Source organism: Psychrobacter coccoides (assembly GCF_017498085.1).
Taxonomy (GTDB): domain Bacteria; phylum Pseudomonadota; class Gammaproteobacteria; order Pseudomonadales; family Moraxellaceae; genus Psychrobacter; species Psychrobacter coccoides.
In genome coordinates, this window is the sequence record NZ_JAGBKM010000003.1 from 164,365 (window position 1) to 182,846 (window position 18,482).

Consider the following 18,482-nt stretch of genomic DNA (forward strand, 5'->3'; position numbering starts at 1 on the left):
TTTGTATAGCATTAAGGAGTTACTTCACGCCAGCTTGTAATAAGTCATGAACGGTAATAATCGCCTCTAAGCGCCCCTGTTCATCCATAATCAATAACTGGCTAATGGCATTTTCATTCATCACACTAAGTGCATCTGATGCTCGCATCGTTTTACTGACCTGGCGCGGATTGGTCGTCATCACTGCATTCATTGGGGTTGCCAAATCAAGTCCTTTCTCAAGTCCACGACGTAAGTCACCATCTGTAAATACACCCACGACTTTTTGTTCATCATCTGTCACTACAGTCATACCCAGACGTCCAGCTGACATCGTAAACAGCGCCTCCTGTAGCGGAGCTTGCTGATTGATCAGGGGTAAGTCTTCAGCATTAGTGTGCATCAAATCCTCTACCCTGGTCAGGAGCTGACGGCCAAGTGCCCCAGCAGGATGAGACAAGGCAAAATCTTCTGACGTGAAGTTGCGAGCATGTACTAACGCAACAGCAAGAGCATCTCCCAGTGCTAAAGTGGCCGTAGTACTAGAAGTTGGCGCGAGGTTAAGTGGGCAGGCTTCCTGTGACTTGCCAAGTGTCAATGTGATATCAGCCGCTTGTGGTAACATACCACGCTTATCACGGCTGATGCTAATTAATGGAATATTCAGTCGTTTGACCACTGGCAATAACATCTTAATTTCATCGGACTCGCCAGAATTAGAGATAGCAAGCAGCACATCTCCTTTTACCAACATGCCTAGGTCGCCATGACCGGCCTCACCAGGGTGCATAAAAAAAGCTGGCGTGCCCGTAGAGGCAAAGGTAGCGGCTATTTTACGGCCGATTAATCCAGACTTACCCATACCCGTCACCACGACCCGACCCTCACACGCCAAAATAATGTCACAAGCCTGTGCAAACCTATCATCAATTTGTTCTGTCAACAAAGCTAAAGCCGACTTTTCAGTATTGATCGCTTCTATAGCAGCATTTATAAACTGCTCATGAGTGAGGTTTTTTGCACGGTTATCCATTATTAAGCCCAACATCTGTAATTAATCAAGGTGCTATTTTACTATATAAAGCGCAACATTAATAATATAAGCCAAAACAATATGACTGATCTAAGCGCCCTACTTTATAAATACTTTTGCATATAAAAAAGACCCACTTAGTAGCAGGTCTGTCTTATGCATAAATACAGTCTATGGCAGTAGCGTCTGTCGATGTTTACTTATTGTCGTCAAAGTTATCGCTTGGCTTGTCTTCAAAACCTGTACCCTCTGCTGGGCTCTCAAAACCACGGTCTTGACCAAAGCCACCACGCTCAAAACCTCGGTCTGTCGTTGGACCTAAGCCGCCACGCTCAAAACCTCGATCTTGACCTTGACCAAAGCCGCTGCGGCTAAATCCACGACTGGAGGCAAAACCACGCTCTTCAAAACCACCTGCGCTGCCGCCTCGCTCAAAACCAGATGACGTGCCGCCGCCTTGATACCCTGAAACGCCTTGCGTTTGCATCCCGCCTCCGGTACTCGCTGTACCACTACTGCGCGGATTGCGTGCCGGCACCACTGTGGAGATGGCGTGCTTATAGACCATTTGGCTGACTGTGTTCTTTAATAACACCACATACTGATCAAATGACTCAATTTGACCTTGTAATTTTATTCCATTGACCAAAAAAATTGATACAGGAATACGATCTTTACGTAGCGAGTTTAAAAACGGATCTTGTAGGGTTTGTCCTTTTGACATAAAAACTCTCCTAAATAATATATATAATTATTGTTAAGTACTTATTTAATTATAATGGTTAATAGCAGATACAATAGTAAGTTGTTATGGTTAAAACGTATCTAAATAAGCACTTATATGTTCTCAAGTCATTATACTTTATCGTAAATGATATCTTATTGTAACCAATTAAATGGGTCACTATATTTGTAATAATGTAATTAGGGTAGCAAACAAGCTGCTGCCATATAGAATTATAGCAGCTCACTCAGCTGAGCTTTGAAACTTATTGTCATTTGCCTCTTATCACTTGTCTGTCACTTGCTGATTGTAACACCTAGTATCAGCTCTTACTATCATTGACCCGATATCTCTCACCTCGTCCTAGCGTAGATAGTGTCCCACTTCTGTCATTGTGGTGAATGAGTGAGTAATGATTTGATTAGAGTCATGATCAAGCGCTGTCTTGTTTAGAGCGTCTTGGCTCGACAACTGAGCAAGCTTACGTAGCCACGTATACTGACGCTTCGCCAATTGTCTGGTAGCGTATAGTGCCTTATTTTGCATTTGCTGACAAGCAAACCCCTCGGTCTGTTTGCCGTCTACAGATGTCTGACCTTGTGCTGTCTTGGTACTCACGCCCGCATTTAAATCAGTAAAAGCATCATAGAACCGTGCTTTATCCAAGTGCGGTTGCGCAAATACTGGATGATTGATATGTACCAAGTATTCTAAAACTTGCCGATAGCCGACACAGCGCATAGACGGTAAGTCAGGGGTCAGTGGATAGCGTTCTAACAAACCAATCACCTCAGCGACCAACCCTTCATTCCACATGATATCCAATCGCCGCTCGATACGCTCGTGTAGCCACGCTCGATCAGGCATTACTGCCAATGCATGCCATTGCTGATTGGGATGATGTGCCAATGCCTGCTTGGGCTGACGCTGCCACTCACTGATAGGGATCGTTGTCTGCAGATAGACTTCTACCGCTCGGGTGATACGCTGCGTATCTGTCGGCTTGAGCCGTTGGTGGCTTATCGGATCAACCTGCCTTAAATAGTCATGCAAGGCACTGATGCCCTCGTCTTGCTGCCACTGCGCCACATGCTCACGAATACCTTCATCACTGTCAGGCACACGAGACAATCCGTCAAGTAACGCCATGTAATACATCATGGTACCGCCTACCAACAAAGGTATCTTGCCGCTTTTATGACAGCGCTCAATCAAGCGAGCAACATCACGGACGAATTCAGCGACACTATAGCTTTGCACCGGATCGATGATATCAACCAAATGATGAGGGTAACGTGCCAGCTCATCAGCGGTAGGCTTCGCTGTGCCGATGTTCATATCTCGATATATCAATGCTGAATCTACCGATATGAGCTCATAGCGTCCTGTGTCATACAGCTCATAAGCCAACGCAGTCTTACCACTTGCGGTTGGCGCCATCAAACACACTACACTGTTGTCCGCTAAATGAGGGTTTGAGCCAGAAGAAGAGTGATCGGACACATGTTGCATAGCCTTGCCTTTTTTAGTCATAACGCCATTAGCAGTTATCGTTCATTAGAGTCTATCAGTTCTGTCGCAGAGGTCAGCATCAAATATACCAACCGCTTGTGATCTATCGCTGTAATCGCATTGCCAATCAATAACGACTCAACATCTGCGACAAAAGCACTCAAGTCTTGCGCAGACATGGGCGCACTTAAAGTCGTCAACTGCTGATTGCATATTGCACTGCTTAATGTTGTCTGTTTTTTGTATATCGTATGACTAAAGACAGATGACTTAAACAACAAGCTCAGCTTTGACTGCCAAGCTGCTGCGCTAATCAGTAGGCACTGCCCTTGCACATCAAACAACAACCAAGGTAGCGAGGTGTCAATATCGTCTGCCCTACCAGTCCTTGTCATCGCTAGCCCCTCTAAACCACTATTCAAATCACTGATGACATCTAAGCAAACCGGTAAAGTTTTGCTATCTACAAGCGTATGCTTATCACTCTCAACGTAATGATTGAGAGCTGTCTGTGAATGTCCATCAGCTCCATTTAAGGTATGCTCAGCATAAGTGTCTTTTTGAGGTGCCGATGCTTGTTTGCTTGCTGCAGACTGATAAGCGCTTTTAGGCGCTTCGACTTGGTTGCTTTGAATGGTGTTAGGCGTAGATGCTTCTTTAGATAAAGGGGTGGTAAAAGACACGTGTAGAGCGCTACTATCATCCAGCGCCGTTTTATTGGAAGTACTGACAGCCGATGCCTTTGTGGTTTCTGTGGTTTTAAGCTTTGTCTGAATAGCATGGCTCAAATGCGCCATAATGTTGTTTAACGAGCTGATTTTAATGCGCTGCTTGGATGGATGTACGTTAAGATTAAGCCACTGAGCAGGCAGGTCAAAATACAAGGCGTAGCCCATATTCATAAGATCAGCACTTTGCGTCAGTTGTCGTAGCTGATTGCTAATGATTGGCTCTTTAACCAAACGCCCATTCACATAGAGCAGCTTGGGTAAGACCTCTTGTGGCGACTCACCCCTCCGTATCGGCCATACCCAGCCATCAACACCTGCCTGCTTACTAATGCCTTTATGATCTATATCACCAGTGAGTGGCTGTGTCAGACTGGATAAGTCAACCGTTATCTGTAGCGCATTATCTCTCAGTAGCAAGCCTGTCGCTTGCTCAAGGCGTGACAAGGGCAAACAGTTCATATGATTATAACTGCTATCATAGCCCCCTTCAGCGATGTTTGTAGATAAGGATAGCCGCTTCTTGTTATCATGAAACAACGTGATGGCCACATCGGCTCTGGCCAGCGCCACTTCTCGAGCGACCGTTTCAATATGACTGAACTCAGTTGCAATAGATTTTAAGTTACCTCGGCGTGCTGGAACGTTGAAATACAAATCTTTGACAGTGACCGTCGTGCCACGATGATGGACCACAGGCGTTAGTTTTGGCACATCATCTAGTACGCCGGCAACCTGCAACTGACGTCCAACACCACTATCATTATGACTACTGATCAAGGTTAAGCGTGAGACCGCCGCCGTTGCTGCCAGTGCCTCTCCTCGAAAACCTAACGTCCTAATACCTTGTAAATTAGCCACATCCGCCACCTTACTGGTTGCATGGCGGGTAATGGCCATCACCATGTCATCAGGATGGATGCCTGCACCATTATCTATCACCTCAATCATCGCCATACCACCTTGAGTAATGTACACCTCAATGCTGGTAGCCCCAGCGTCAATCGCATTTTCAAGCAGCTCTTTGACGACGGCAGCTGGACGTGTCACAACCTCGCCAGCGGCTAACTGATTGATCAGCAGCGGTGATAGTTTTTTGATACGAGTATTAGAAGTATTGTCTGGCATGAATAGGGATCATATATTCTAAAAACGGTAGCACTGAAGTTCAACGGCTGTTAAGCGTACAGCGAGACCTAAATGTGTATTGCTGATAAGTCTATCTGTTGCACCTGACCTGCTCTTGACAGTCGCAGCTCCACGCTACGCAACTCACCATCACTATCGTCTTGAGTGATATCGACAAACAATACCGGCGGTGGCAAATAGCTGTCAGCACGACTGGCCCACTCTATAATGACCAAGGCATTTGGCTCATCAAGGTACTCATCAAAACCGATAAAAGACAGCTCTTCTGGGTCTTGCAGCCGATATAAGTCAGCATGATAGACTGGCTTAACCTGAACCGCGTTTTTCTCAGTGCTCTTCTGTTTAATGCGATATGGCTCGACTAAGGTATAGGTGGGGCTTTTTACAGCGCCAGTATGTCCTAACGCTTGTAACCAATAGCGAGTCAAAGTGGTTTTTCCTGCACCCAAATCACCAGACAACCACACGCTACCAGTGAGCGGTAACTCAGCCAACTGCTCAGCCAGACGCTTGGTGTCTGCCTCTGTATCTAAAGTCAGCTTTCGTACCTGAGCATGGTTGATGTGAGCATGGTTGATGTGAGCATGACTATCTAAAGAAGTATCATTACGCATCAGGCTGCACCTGCATGGTCACAGTTGGATTGACGAAACGCTCACCACGTACCAGCTTATCGTATAGTTCAGGATCGTGCCACTCAGCACAAACTTGTTCACTAAACTCAAACTCGTCTAAAACAAGCTTACCCATTTGCTCATTTGTCACATCATCAGCAAAACATTGAGCATATCCCGTCGCCGTCTCATGGGCAATGACCGAATAAACCGCCACATCAGCCTCACCATTTTGCATTTGAGTCTGCCGCAAAATCTGTTGCGCCCAAAAGAATATCACTCGAGAGAACTGTTCTGCTGAAGGAGAGACAGGTAGACTAATCCATCGTGCGCTAAACTTTTTACAGGCTGCAATATACTCGGGATCGTCTTTATTCCAAAAGCAAATGGCATGATCAAAGCTATCAATGATATCTTTAATCGAAGATTTTAGCAGACCAAAGTCATAGACCATTTGGCCATGATCCAAGTGATGAGCTTCTAAAATCAGCTCAATCTGATAACTGTGTCCATGAATAGAATGCTTGCAACGCTGGGAGCTACAGTTCCGCACGATATGAGCATTTTCAAATTTGAATAGTTTACGAATACGCATAATAGTTTGACCAAACGACAAGTAAAGCTCTGCTAAACATTAATCAGTAACAGCTTGCCATATATATAAATTGAGTTGTCGTACATTATAGCAAATCAATATGTATCCGTAAGTAAGCACTTATTACAAGGCTTCAATACAACCATTTACTGAACAAACCATACAGCACTTTAGAATCACGTGTCGCACTATGACAATAATCCACACCTGCAGCTTTTAAACCAGGCTCAAAATCATCAAGATAAAACGCTTTTTCTGGTGGATACCAATAAATCATTAATGGACGATATGTCGTTTCACGTTCACGAATACGCTTAGCCAACCATCTTATTTCCTTTGGTGCTATTTCTTCGGCAAACATCACCATGGTGGCTTGCTCGTCGGTCAAATGCTCTAGGATTAGCTGAGTATGCTGATAACAGACAACTGTGGCACCAAATCGCTGCAGCATATCTACAAAAAAACCCGAGTCTTCATGGTGATAGTATATGACAGTGACACCCTGCAATAAGTCTTGTTTTTGCGTTTGATATCTTTTACGTAATGGTATGGTCACTGTAAACTGACTACCAACACCCAAATCGCTGTTTACTTCAATAGAAGCGCCAACCAGTTGAGCGATCTGCTTAACAACTGACAGCCCTATCCCTACGCCCTCATGCTCACGTGTTTGGGAAGAGTCAATCTGAAAAAACGGCATAAAAATGTCTTCGATATACATCTCATCGATACCAATCCCTGTATCTATGATATCTATCTGCCAACGTAGGCTTTCATTAAGATGCGTCAGCTGCGATTCAATGATGACTTCGCCGGCCGAAGTAAACTTTATCGCATTGTGAAGGATGGTGCTCAAAATCTGCTTAATCTTGGTTGCATCCCCTTCAAGCGTATACCCCGTATGATGAACACGGCTCACTAAATCTAAGCCTTTTTCTTTAGCGGTAGGCTCAAACTCTAATAGTAAGTCCGCTATCATTTGTAACGGATTAAACTCACCGATGCTGACGGCGATTTGACCTTTTTCTATCTTGTTAAGCTGGATAATCTGATCAATGGTCAACTCCAGTTGTTGACTGCCTTTACGAATGATGGCCAAGGTATCTTTTTGTTCTTCGTTAAAGTAATGGCTATCCATAAGCTGCAAGCCGCCTGAGATGGCGTTGAGAGAGGTTTTTAACTCATGGGTGATCATACTCTGAAAATTAGAGCGCTGCATATCGAGAGATAAGTCTTTATTATGTAGCTGTTGTTCAAAATCAGAAAGCGCTTGATAGTCTTGCTGTGCAGCCTGCAATCTATCATAAAGCACCACTAAGGTTCTTTTAATCTTTAACAACTCTTGAAAGTAAAATTTTTGCTGCATAACAGGCAGATACTCAAGTTCTGCATCGTCAATGACCGTATCACACACCTTTACAATCTCAGCGAGATCTTTGCTCGGTCGATTCAATCTACGCAACAAAAACCAACCGATTAAAATAGGAACACTGATTGTCGCAATCCACGACAACAAATTGACATATATCCACTGCCAGCGTAGGGCTTGGATGTCTAAGGTGATATTGATATAGCCAACCAAGGTATTCCGGTCAGTAGACTGAGATGGTGATGGTAGCGCTATAGGCTCTATCTCGTTAGCAGGAGCAGTCGTATTTAGCTGCTGTACAGAGCCAGCACGCTGAATACTACTGCCACTAAGATAACGACTGGTCACTGGATAATTAAAACTGATGGTATCTTTAAATATCGCATTGTACCAATCGTTATAGTGACGATGTATCTCAGCGTTGTTGTTCTCTGGGATCGGCTGATCAGTAGAATAAAATAAGATACTATCTAAGGCGATATCGTCGTCTAGCAATAGGCTGACTTGCCTTGCGACTAAATTAGCACCATCGGGTGTTGACGCACTTTTAGCCAGCATTTCTCCAAGCTGGTCAATATGCAGGACTTTTTGACGATAGTGATATAGAAATGTGTAAAAAAAAGACAGTAGAAACCCTGCTAAAGCCGCAAAAAAAATGGCTTGAATAACAGTACGCCTAATGAGATTGGGTATGGTTTTAACAGGTTTTTTTTTCATGCAACTTACTCACTCATGCAACTTACCCAAAGTGGCTGCAGATGGCTCAAAACAGCTCATGCTTGACCTATAGTACAGGAAAGTCATCAAGTTTGTAGTCATCAAGTTTGTAGCCATCAAGTTTGCAAACAATGCTAAGATTAAGAAAAAAGCAGCGCTCATCTTAACCTTAACTGTTCTATCTTTTGTAAGTAAGCAGTCGAAACTAGGGTATGTTTAACATACAAACAAGTGCTTAGGAGCCTTTCTTCTTACTTCTTCTATCAGACTTAGCGTATTTTTGTTTACGATTACGCTGACGTTGTAGCAATTGCTGGGCTTTGGCCTTAGTTGGCGTATCGCTTTTTTTGGCGTAAGGGTTTTCATTGAGCTTAAAGACCACATTAAGTGGTGTGCCTTCAAGTTTGAACACTTGTCGGAATTGATTTTCAAGATAACGCTGATAGCTCTTAGGTAGTGAGCCAGTTTGATTACCGTGAATAACGATAACGGGTGGATTATGACCACCGATATGGGCATAACGCAGCTTAATACGGCGACCACCAACCGTTGGTGGCGGATTTGCTGTGACCGCATCTTGTAGTATTTGTGTTAGACGATTGGTTGATACTTCAAACATAGAGGATTGATAAGCTCGTAAGATAGACGGATATAGATTACCAACACCAGTACCATGAAGCGCTGAGATGAGATGCACCTTCACATAAGGTATAAAGCTAAAACGACGCTCCATCTCAATTTTAATATAATCTTTTTGTTCTTGACTGAGACCATCCCATTTGTTGATAGCAATAACTAACGCACGACCCGCATCAAGAGCATAGCCAATCATATGCAAGTCTTGATCGACGATACCTTCTTGAGCATCTATGACAATGATGGTCACATTTGAGTCTTCAATGGCCTGCAAAGTCTTGATAACAGAGAACTTCTCTACTTTTTCATCGATGCGACCACGGCGACGCACCCCTGCAGTATCAATTAAAACATAGTTTTTTCCATCACGCTTATAGGGGATATAAATACTATCACGTGTGGTGCCAGGCATATCAAATACCACCACTCGCTCTTCACCCAGTAGACGGTTCACCAAAGTGGACTTGCCAACGTTTGGACGACCGATAACAGCCAACTTCAAGCCATCGGGTTCATGGACGGGCTGCTGTTCTGGCATATCTGCAGTGATGGCTTCTAATAAGTTACCCACCCCTCGGCCATGACTTGCTGCCATGGGATATGGCTCACCCAATCCCAGCGCATAAAATTCAGCAGGAGCTGAGTCATGAACGCCATCGATTTTATTTGCTACAACATAGACCGGCTTGCCTAAAGTGTGTAAAAACTTACCAATCTCAGCATCTGCACCAATCATACCAGCCCGAGCATCAACGACAAAGACAACGATGTCCGCTTCATGAATCGCGGTGTGCGACTGCTCGGACATATAATCATCAATGTCGCCTCTACCGTCGTCTGCTTCACCGATGCCGCCAGTGTCAACGACGATAAATGACTTACCTTCATATTCTGCATCACCATACTGACGATCTCGAGTCAGACCTGATAAATCGGCAACAAGCGCCTGCCGACTTTTGGTAAATTGGTTAAACAAGGTGGATTTACCTACGTTTGGACGGCCAATCAGGGCGACCACAGGCTTGATACTCATGCGTTACTCTCAGTTTCGGATACAGTAATGACCTCAAAAATCAGCACATTACTACAAAATTATATGATTAATACCTAAATGTTTAATACATCAATATATAATAAACAATAATATTAAGGGTCTACACTCATTTTGAAAGTAAAATTAAAATGAGGCAGTGCACAGATAAAAGATATGTACTTAATAAATCAATACGCACATTTAGGGGCGCTCAGATTACGTGAAGTATGAGGATTATACAAGATATTAAACGCTGACTAAGCAGCGTTTAAATATATTACCGATTATATCTATCATAACCGGACAAAAGCGGTTTCGATAAGTTTGGTGATAGCAGCATTAGTATCGGGTGACTATAGACTCGATAATGGCTTCTAGCGCACTAACTGCCAAATAGCCACTTGTCCTGAATTACTTTGCGTCATCAAGCGGTTGTCTTGTACTTGTAAGCTGCTGAGCGCTCCTTTGGTTTCAACTCGACTGACAATATCACCAGTAGTAGGGTCAAACAAGTGCACCACTCCTTCAAGATCACCCACCGCAATATAATCTCCAATCATCACAGGGTTGGTTAGATTGCGATAAGCCAGTGCCTCACTTTCCCATATCATCTGACCATTATTGCGCTCATAAGCCACTACTTTACCATCTAAACTGGTCGCAACCACTTGCTGAGCGTTGACAGCTAAAGACTTAAGACTAGCAAGCTCATTGACAAACAATACTTGTCGTGTCGTCAAGTCGATACCGATTAACTGACCACTATAGCTGATCGCAAACAGTTGATTATTGTCTACGATTGGCATGCCATCGACATCACTCATGCGCTCAACTTCGCTACTACCTGTACCAACACCGACACGTCTTGACCATAATGGCAAGCCGCTATCTGTAGTAATGGCGTGCAAACGACCATCTGCAGTAGCCAGCAGTGCTGTTTTATCATCTAATAAGGTAGGAGCCGCTGTGCCACGAACACTAATCGCTGGCACTTGTGTGGCAAACTGCCAAACTGATTGGCCATTTTGCAAAGACAACCCATGCAAAAAGCCATCATTAGCAGATAAAATAACTCGGTTATTACTAATCAATGCAGGCGTGAGTACTGATCCTGACAGTTGTCTTTGCCAGCGTTTAGCACCAGTGGCACTGTCGAATGCCATCACCAAGCCGCTGCGGGTACTGACAATCGCTGTCTGGCTAAACGCATCTAGTGTCACACCACCTGTGATTTGATCATCAAGATTGATCGACCATAAGCGCTGTCCTGCAAGATCAAAGCCGGTTAAATCCCCACCCCGTGAGGCAGTAACGATCTGCTCATTACCATAACCGACCTGTAGATCAAGTGGGTCTTTTTTACTGGCTTTTTTGTTTCCGACATCCACATTAAATACAGGCTGTAAGACACTAATAGGTTGTGCAATTTGTACCAAATCTACCGGCTCATTGACGACGGGTTTGATACCACGATTACATCCCACCACAGCGGTACTCACTAGTGCTAACACCGCCACATGCATGACAGTTTTTTTAATGGTATTGCCTGTTGTTATCTTACTGAAGCGAATAGGTCGGGTCATTATATGCTCTCACTACGATTAAATTAACTGTCAATAAAATAACAGATATCATCATTATAAACTACGGCTTATTGTACCGATGTTTTACTGCGCTGCTGAGTCAGAATCGTTATTATTGTTAACACTGGCTGCATTACTATCACTTTCAATTGCTAATGGCTCAGCCATAGTATTTATTTGGGTGCTGTTGGCTTGAATCAGACTGGCGGGCTCCTCAATAGGTTCTGGTACAATGCCCAAGCTCTCAAGCTTCAACGCCAGCACTGCACGGGTTTCTTGACGGTCACGTAATAACTCCCAAGCATTTTCATAAGCATTGATAGCAGCGTCTTTGTCATCTTGAGCCAAATAAATATCACCCAATAACTCCTGCTGACTGGCTTCAAATGACACTGGTATATCATTAGTGGCTGTAGAGAGTGCCGCATCAGTATCACCCGCTGATAACAGTGTTTGCGCATAGCGTAATTGAGTAATGGCCTTCAAACCTGCATCGCCCAAATCTATGGATAGTGCTTGTTTTAAAGTCTCAGTAGCGCCAGCGAAGTCATCACTATCGACTTGCTGACGGGCTTTAATCATTAGCGCCTGCCAAGCATAAACTGAGTCACCATGGGTATTGACTAAAGCCTCAATATCTTTATTGAGCTGCTCACGGCTGGCAGCCAGCTCCGTCAGCGCCTCTGCTTCTAAGTCTGGGTTTTGTGCCGCCAGATTCAACTGCTCATTCAATCTTTGAATATCGGCATAGTGATCGGCAGCCACCGTGTCTACCCGTGCATGATTTTCTTGCCAATAGGTCCAGCCAAAATAGCCTGCTAATGCCAGTAAAATAGCAGTGATAATATAGCTGCCATACTGCTTGAGCGCTTGCATCGAATTGTCTGCATTTGGCGACTGCGTATTCTGAACCATAGTTACTTACCTGATAAAATCTAGTTAAAAACTAAGGCGTACTCTCAATCTAAATCAATAATACGCTACTTGAGGGCACGCTCTACATACATCTGATAACATCTTGCGCCATGATTAAGAGCGCGTAAAGTTCTCTGTCGCATCCAGCCAGTCTTGGGCCACAGTGGTCTGCTCGCCTGTCTGCATGTCTTTAATGCTGACGGTATTGTCATCGATCTCTTGCTGAGCGATGATGACCGTCAAGGCTGCTCCTGACTTATCGGCTTTTTTCATTTGTGACTTCAAGCTGGTCGCACTCGCCATTTTAACTCGTAAGTCTGGACGGCTGTAGCGCAACTTTTGGGCGTAACTAAACCCTGCCGTAAACACTTCAGGATGCGCTACGACAAAAATATCACAGGCTGTGCTCTCTGCCATTGGAGCAACTGCTTCAATCAATAATAAGAGACGCTCCAACCCCATCGCAAACCCCACACCAGGTTCAGATTTCACAGGCTTACTATCGTCTTTATTCTCCCGTGTACCAACAGATTTTAGCTGACCTATCAGGCCATCATAACGCCCGCCAGCACAGACCGTTGCTTGAGTACCAAGCTTATCAGTTACCCACTCAAAGACTGTTTTATTATAATAATCCAAACCTCGCACCAAGTGCGGATTGATGTCATAATCGATGCCAAGCGCTGTTAGATAAGCTTGAACTTGCTCAAAATGCGCAACGCTCTCACTGCCTAAAAAGTCAGCCAGTTTTGGCGCATCAGCGAGTAACGCCTGTGTATTGGCATCTTTACTATCAAGAATACGTAACGGGTTGGTGGTCAGACGACGCTTGCTGTCTTCATCTAGCTGGTCTTGCTTATCTGTTAGATAATCCACCAGCGCATTACGATAGGCTTGACGCTCATCAAGCTCACCCAGGCTATTTAACTGTAAGTGCATCTCATCTTTTAGACCCAGCTCCTGCCACATCAAATGTGTCATGGCAATCAATTCGGCATCCGCATCTGGTAAGGCACTACCAAAACTCTCCACTCCTATTTGGTGAAATTGACGATAACGGCCTTTTTGTGGACGCTCATAGCGAAACATAGGGCCCATGTACCAAAGCTTTGGGGTGTCACCGCGCAGTAGGTTGTGCTCAATCACCGCCCGTACCGCCCCAGCCGTTCCTTCAGGGCGTAGCGTTAAAGGCGTTGGTGGATCTGATTTGTCAGCGAAGCTATACATCTCTTTTTCGACAATATCAGTTGCGCCACCAATGGCCCGTGCAAACAAGTCCGTCTGCTCAACGATGGGTAAGCGAATTTGCTCATACCCATATCTACCCAATACATCTGCCAATACTGCTTCTAGCTTGAGCCATTTAGCGGACTGTTCTGGCAAGATATCATTAAACCCTTTAATAGCCTTGATCATGATGCAATCGTATCCTCAAAATTTATAACGCTTATTTCTATTGTTTTATTAGGGCGGTATAGCGTTTTGCTTATCATACACAAACCCTATATTTTTTTGTATCTACTTTACTCTGATAATTTCGTTGGCACGCAGCTTTTCTAAATCAGCAGCATGCGCCCGCACCATGCTTTCTATCTCATCGACTAAGGTATTGGTATCGATGAGATGGCTTTTTTCGCCCATACGGTAGACCAAGGACTTGGGTGCCGCCCCCACAATACCAATATCCGCTTCTTTTGCTTCGCCGGGGCCGTTTACTTTACAACCTATGACTGACAGATCCATTGGTTGACGAATATCTTCTAAACGTGCTTCAAGCTCAGTCATGACTTTAATCACATCAAACTCTTGACGTGAGCAGCTCGGACAAGCAATAAAGTTGACACCATTAGAGCGAATATTTAGTGATTTTAAAATATCAAACCCTATCTTAATCTCCTCTTCAGGCTCTGACGCCAAAGAGATACGTATGGTATCACCGATACCATCTAGCAATAAACCGCCCAGTGCAATGGCTGATTTCACAGCGCCTGTGCGGTAGACACCCGCCTCTGTCACACCCAGATGCAGTGGATTATCTATCTGTGCAGACAATAAACGATAGGCATCTAAAGTCAAAAACACGTTACTGGCTTTGACGGATACTTTGTATTGATCGAAATTCAGACGCTCTAAGATATCAATGTGGCGCAGCGCTGACTCTAGCATCGCCTCGCCCGTTGGCTCCGTATATTTACGCTGAATGTCTTTTTCTAGCGAGCCGGCATTGACCCCGATGCGAATTGGAATATTATGATGCTTAGCACAAGCGACCACTTCACGCACCTTTGCATCGCTGCCGATATTGCCCGGATTAATACGCAAACAATCAGCGCCTGCCTCTGCTACGGCTAATGCTATCTTATGATCAAAGTGTACATCAGCGACTAAAGGGATATTGACCTGCCTACGAATTTCGCCAAATGCTTTGACCGTATCCATAGTAGGTGTCGATACTCGCATCAAGTCAGCGCCCGCCTCGACGCAGCGTTCAATCTGAGCGACCGTAGCAGCCACATCACAAGTATCGGTGTTGGTCATACTTTGTACACTGATCGGTGCATCGCCGCCAATTGCGACATCACCGACATATATTTTTTTGGTAGAACGGCGGTTAATAGGCGATGGCATTGACATATAAAAATCCTTTGAAAAACAAGTAAGAGGAATATATAAGCAGTGGGTAACTGATAGAGCATCTGACTTTGAACCTTTAAGGCGCAAAGCTAAGATGGGTTAGAGCACTTAAGGGGTCAGTGCAAAACGGGCTTGATTATCAGTCGCATATTGCTCTAGTGCCACAGACTCTTGGTTTAGCGACAAACTAACATTGTCTACATTCGCAATCTGAATATTAAAGGGAGGTGTCCCAAACAGCTGATAGTCTCCCGCAGCTTGATTGCCAGACATCAAACTGGCGCCTGATGCATCGGTAATATTAACCTCAGTATTTGCAGTGACAGTGACTGCTAATGCCGAACTGCTCATCACAGCAGAGTTGTCTAAGTTCAGCGCCGAACCAGAAGCGCCGACATTATCAATAGCGCTGGTATCGATAGCTGCGCCTTGTGCTTGCTCTGAGGCTGAAAGCGTATCGACGACAGGTGTGGTTTCTTCTGACTCTTTACTGGCATTAGTTACCATACGAAACAAGAATACTGCCAAGATAATCAGACCAATAACGGCCAATATCAGCAAGGGGTTAAACCGTATTTTGCTGCGACTATCGTCACGCTGGAGAGTGCCCATCGGGCGTAGGGGTGAATCAATATTGGTGGTGGACTGTGCTTTTAGCTCATTAGGATATGCAGCATCAAAGCTGTCAGCTATTTTGGCTGGGTCCAAATCCAGATACTTAGCATAATTGATAGCAAAACCCCGTGCAAACGCAGCTTGCGGCAATTCTGAAAAGTCTTCATCTTCTAGCGCCTGTAGATGACGCTTTAAAATAAACAGCTCGCTTGAGGCATCCTCTAAGCTTAGCTGCTTGGTTTTTCGGGCTTGCTGCAACATGGCACCAAATGATCCCTGAGCGTTGGGTTGATTGTTAGATGATGGGGTGGTCATTTCCATGATGCCTCTGGATTGTTAAGCCAAGTCTTAAGTTGTTTTGCTTCATCACTTAGTGGATAAGCAGATAACAGCTGCTGCGCCAATTGTTGGCGGGTTGTTATGTCGTTTTGAGCAGCAGCAAGCTTAATACCCTGCAAGAGCAATCTTGGACTTATACCCTGTCCTTGAACCAGTATTAAGGTCTCATCATAGAGTCTTTGTGCTTGCTGTATACGTTGCTGCTCGAGAAGTAAGTCGACCAATTCAATATGAGCAATCAAACTATTACGATTGCCTTCTAGCGCTCGTAAAAAAGCTTTGGCAGCGGCTGGATGATTATTGAGCTGTAGATAAGTACGGCCTAAGTTTTCAAGCGCACCAATACGCCCCTCATAACCCAAGGCTGATCCTGCAATCTCAAACTGCTCTACTGCCTCACTATAACGCTTCATTTGTGATAAATAAACGCCGTAGTTATTACGTGCTTGTTCAAAGTCTTTATCCAACGCAATCGCTTTTTTGAAATACTGATCTGCTTTTGCAAGATTGATACGACTGCCTTCCTGCTGTAATAGGATGCCCATCATATCATAGGCGGGCGCATATCTGCTATCAGCAGCGAAGGCTTTTTCGAGTTGGCGCTGAGCTGTATCTAGCTCGTTTTTTCGAATATACTGCGCTGCAAGCGACGTACGCACACGAGCTATTTCTTTTTTGTTCAGATTGCGGTTAGTGCTTGGCTGGGTAGAGGTTTGATAGTCCATCCCAGTAAGCTCGTTAGTTGGCGTGCTTTGGCATCCAGCCAGCGCCAAGGCCATAAGCGCACTTGTTATCGTTAAGCGCCTAGGCATCAAGCACTTAGGAAGTAAACATTTAGGCTTACGCCAATCATTGTTAATGTTCATCATAGCCGCCTTCATAAAACTGCAATATAAAAGAGTCATCAGTTTAATAGATTTAGACACCTTAAGTACAATTTAGTTTACTTGGCTGCATTTTTTCATTGTTGCAAAGTATAAATCACAGCTGTATTTTTTGATACAAGCCATAATAAAAGAGATATCAAACCTCTACATCGCTATTCATATTACGATCTTTGATGCTCTGTTGCCACGCTGCCGAACGTCTGGTTCGATCCGCTACCTGTCCGACCAACTGCCCACAGGCGGCATCAATATCATCACCACGCGTTTGACGAATGGTACACACAAAACCCGCTTCACTCAGAATATTACTAAAAGCATGAATGCGGTTATTGCTTGATTTGTCATACGGCGCATGCGGAAATGGATTAAATGGGATTAAGTTAATTTTGCTTGGTAGACCATCGAGCAGTGCCACCATTTGCTTGGCATGCTCATCACTATCATTAACCCCATCTAGCATGACATACTCAATCGTCACGTGCTTTTTGTGACGCGGATTGACATCATAGACATAGTTTTTTGCTGCTGCAATCAGCTCATCCAACGGATATTTTTTATTAATGGGTACCAGCTCATCACGCAGCTCGTCATTGGGTGCGTGCAGTGAGATGGCTAAGGCCACATCGATATCTTGCGCCAATTGATACATCTTTGGCACCACACCTGAGGTTGAGAGCGTCACTCGGCGTTTAGACAAGCCATAAGCATGATCGCTAAGCATAAGCTCCATCGAACCAACTACTGGCTTATAGTTTAATAAAGGTTCACCCATACCCATCATGACCACGTTGGTCACTTTATTTTCCCATAAGCTATGATCGACACTTTCTAAATTGTCGTTGTCATCGCTCATATAAGACGCATTGGCGACCCACAGCTGACCAATAATTTCAGCGGCGGAGAGGTCTCGCTCAAAACCTTGTTTGCCAGTACTACAAAAACTACAGTCTAGCGCACAGCCGACTTGCGAAGAGATACATAACGTCTTTCGTCCATCTGCCTTACTATCATCTGCAGGGATCAGCACCGTCTCAACCAACGACCCACCAGTGACTTCAAACACCCATTTACGAGTGCCATCATCACTATACTGACGGTGAATGACTTTTGGCGGGGTCACACAAGCATTTGATGACAGTTTATCCCGCAACGACTTACTCAGATTGGTCATCTGCTCAAAGTCAGTCACACCATGTTGATATATCCATTTGATAACTTGAGTGGCACGAAACGGCTTTTCACCAATACTTTTAAAGTATTCAGCAAGTTGCGCTTGCGTCATGCCTAGTAGATTGGTCTTAGCCTGTGTCTCATCTACCAGCTTAATGCTTTTAGCGGTCTTTGCAGGTACGTGTTGAATGGGGGTTTGAATAGTGGACATAATAGATAACCTTTTTGCATGAGCGTATTTATATAAGCC

General features: G+C 44.5%; 15 protein-coding genes. All 15 read right to left on the reverse strand.

Annotation, left to right across the window (positions count from 1 at the left end; genetic code table 11):
- Positions 1-19: 19 nt before the first annotated feature.
- A complete protein-coding gene (locus J3492_RS03155; RefSeq protein ID WP_207989773.1) occupies positions 20-1,012 on the reverse strand; it encodes a KpsF/GutQ family sugar-phosphate isomerase in 993 nt (330 codons plus the stop codon).
- A 196-nt stretch (positions 1,013-1,208) separates the two neighbouring features.
- Positions 1,209-1,736, reverse strand: coding sequence for an RNA chaperone Hfq (hfq, locus tag J3492_RS03160; protein ID WP_207989777.1), 528 nt, complete (start codon positions 1,734-1,736; stop codon positions 1,209-1,211).
- A 363-nt stretch (positions 1,737-2,099) separates the two neighbouring features.
- Positions 2,100-3,269: a tRNA (adenosine(37)-N6)-dimethylallyltransferase MiaA gene (gene miaA, locus J3492_RS03165; RefSeq protein WP_207989780.1), complete on the reverse strand. Its 1,170-nt coding sequence runs from the start codon at positions 3,267-3,269 to the stop codon at positions 2,100-2,102.
- 14 nt (positions 3,270-3,283) lie between these two features.
- Positions 3,284-5,104 carry a DNA mismatch repair endonuclease MutL gene (gene mutL / locus J3492_RS03170; protein WP_207989788.1) on the reverse strand — a complete coding sequence of 607 codons (1,821 nt, stop codon included), beginning with the start codon at positions 5,102-5,104 and terminating at the stop codon, positions 3,284-3,286.
- 68 nt (positions 5,105-5,172) lie between these two features.
- Positions 5,173-5,739, reverse strand: coding sequence for a tRNA (adenosine(37)-N6)-threonylcarbamoyltransferase complex ATPase subunit type 1 TsaE (gene tsaE / locus J3492_RS03175; protein WP_207989794.1), 567 nt, complete (start codon positions 5,737-5,739; stop codon positions 5,173-5,175).
- A complete protein-coding gene (locus J3492_RS03180; RefSeq protein ID WP_207989796.1) occupies positions 5,732-6,334 on the reverse strand; it encodes a 6-pyruvoyl trahydropterin synthase family protein in 603 nt (200 codons plus the stop codon). Before J3492_RS03180 ends, tsaE begins: the two co-directional genes overlap by 8 nt.
- A 133-nt stretch (positions 6,335-6,467) precedes the next feature.
- Positions 6,468-8,420: a sensor histidine kinase gene (locus J3492_RS03185; protein ID WP_207989798.1), complete on the reverse strand. Its 1,953-nt coding sequence runs from the start codon at positions 8,418-8,420 to the stop codon at positions 6,468-6,470.
- Between the two features lie 235 nt (positions 8,421-8,655).
- A complete protein-coding gene (gene der / locus J3492_RS03190; RefSeq protein ID WP_207989800.1) occupies positions 8,656-10,089 on the reverse strand; it encodes a ribosome biogenesis GTPase Der in 1,434 nt (477 codons plus the stop codon).
- A gap of 374 nt (positions 10,090-10,463) precedes the next feature.
- A complete protein-coding gene (gene bamB, locus J3492_RS03195; protein ID WP_207989802.1) occupies positions 10,464-11,672 on the reverse strand; it encodes an outer membrane protein assembly factor BamB in 1,209 nt (402 codons plus the stop codon).
- Positions 11,673-11,756: 84 nt separating this feature from the next.
- On the reverse strand, positions 11,757-12,587 hold the full coding sequence (locus J3492_RS03200; RefSeq protein ID WP_207989804.1) for a YfgM family protein: 831 nt from the start codon (positions 12,585-12,587) through the stop codon (positions 11,757-11,759).
- 114 nt (positions 12,588-12,701) lie between these two features.
- A complete protein-coding gene (gene hisS, locus J3492_RS03205; RefSeq protein WP_207989806.1) occupies positions 12,702-14,003 on the reverse strand; it encodes a histidine--tRNA ligase in 1,302 nt (433 codons plus the stop codon).
- Positions 14,004-14,105: 102 nt separating this feature from the next.
- On the reverse strand, positions 14,106-15,221 hold the full coding sequence (ispG, locus tag J3492_RS03210; RefSeq protein WP_207989809.1) for a flavodoxin-dependent (E)-4-hydroxy-3-methylbut-2-enyl-diphosphate synthase: 1,116 nt from the start codon (positions 15,219-15,221) through the stop codon (positions 14,106-14,108).
- Between the two features lie 108 nt (positions 15,222-15,329).
- Complete coding sequence (locus J3492_RS03215) at positions 15,330-16,151, reverse strand: helix-turn-helix domain-containing protein (protein WP_207989812.1); 822 nt, start codon at positions 16,149-16,151, stop codon at positions 15,330-15,332.
- Entirely contained in the window at positions 16,148-17,041 is an 894-nt protein-coding gene (gene pilW, locus J3492_RS03220; protein WP_243453070.1) for a type IV pilus biogenesis/stability protein PilW, read from the reverse strand. The genes J3492_RS03215 and pilW overlap by 4 nt, the downstream gene beginning before the upstream one ends.
- 157 nt (positions 17,042-17,198) lie before the next feature.
- Positions 17,199-18,443 (reverse strand): dual-specificity RNA methyltransferase RlmN, encoded by a 1,245-nt coding sequence (rlmN, locus tag J3492_RS03225; protein ID WP_207989814.1) that lies wholly within the window; start codon positions 18,441-18,443, stop codon positions 17,199-17,201.
- Between the last annotated feature and the right edge of the window lie 39 nt (positions 18,444-18,482).

Bases quoted from the DNA above. Each gene is read 5' to 3' on its own strand.
- J3492_RS03180 (WP_207989796.1), bottom strand. From the start codon at position 6,334: ATGCGTATTCGTAAACTATTCAAATTTGAAAATGCTCATATCGTGCGG.
- J3492_RS03185 (WP_207989798.1), bottom strand. From the start codon at position 8,420: ATGAAAAAAAAACCTGTTAAAACCATACCCAATCTCATTAGGCGTACT.
- tsaE (WP_207989794.1), bottom strand. From the start codon at position 5,739: ATGCGTAATGATACTTCTTTAGATAGTCATGCTCACATCAACCATGCT.
- bamB (WP_207989802.1), bottom strand. From the start codon at position 11,672: ATGACCCGACCTATTCGCTTCAGTAAGATAACAACAGGCAATACCATT.
- der (WP_207989800.1), bottom strand. From the start codon at position 10,089: ATGAGTATCAAGCCTGTGGTCGCCCTGATTGGCCGTCCAAACGTAGGT.
- J3492_RS03200 (WP_207989804.1), bottom strand. From the start codon at position 12,587: ATGGTTCAGAATACGCAGTCGCCAAATGCAGACAATTCGATGCAAGCG.
- hisS (WP_207989806.1), bottom strand. From the start codon at position 14,003: ATGATCAAGGCTATTAAAGGGTTTAATGATATCTTGCCAGAACAGTCC.
- pilW (WP_243453070.1), bottom strand. From the start codon at position 17,041: ATGAACATTAACAATGATTGGCGTAAGCCTAAATGTTTACTTCCTAAG.
- hfq (WP_207989777.1), bottom strand. From the start codon at position 1,736: ATGTCAAAAGGACAAACCCTACAAGATCCGTTTTTAAACTCGCTACGT.
- miaA (WP_207989780.1), bottom strand. From the start codon at position 3,269: ATGACTAAAAAAGGCAAGGCTATGCAACATGTGTCCGATCACTCTTCT.
- rlmN (WP_207989814.1), bottom strand. From the start codon at position 18,443: ATGTCCACTATTCAAACCCCCATTCAACACGTACCTGCAAAGACCGCT.
- ispG (WP_207989809.1), bottom strand. From the start codon at position 15,221: ATGTCAATGCCATCGCCTATTAACCGCCGTTCTACCAAAAAAATATAT.
- mutL (WP_207989788.1), bottom strand. From the start codon at position 5,104: ATGCCAGACAATACTTCTAATACTCGTATCAAAAAACTATCACCGCTG.
- J3492_RS03155 (WP_207989773.1), bottom strand. From the start codon at position 1,012: ATGGATAACCGTGCAAAAAACCTCACTCATGAGCAGTTTATAAATGCT.
- J3492_RS03215 (WP_207989812.1), bottom strand. From the start codon at position 16,151: ATGACCACCCCATCATCTAACAATCAACCCAACGCTCAGGGATCATTT.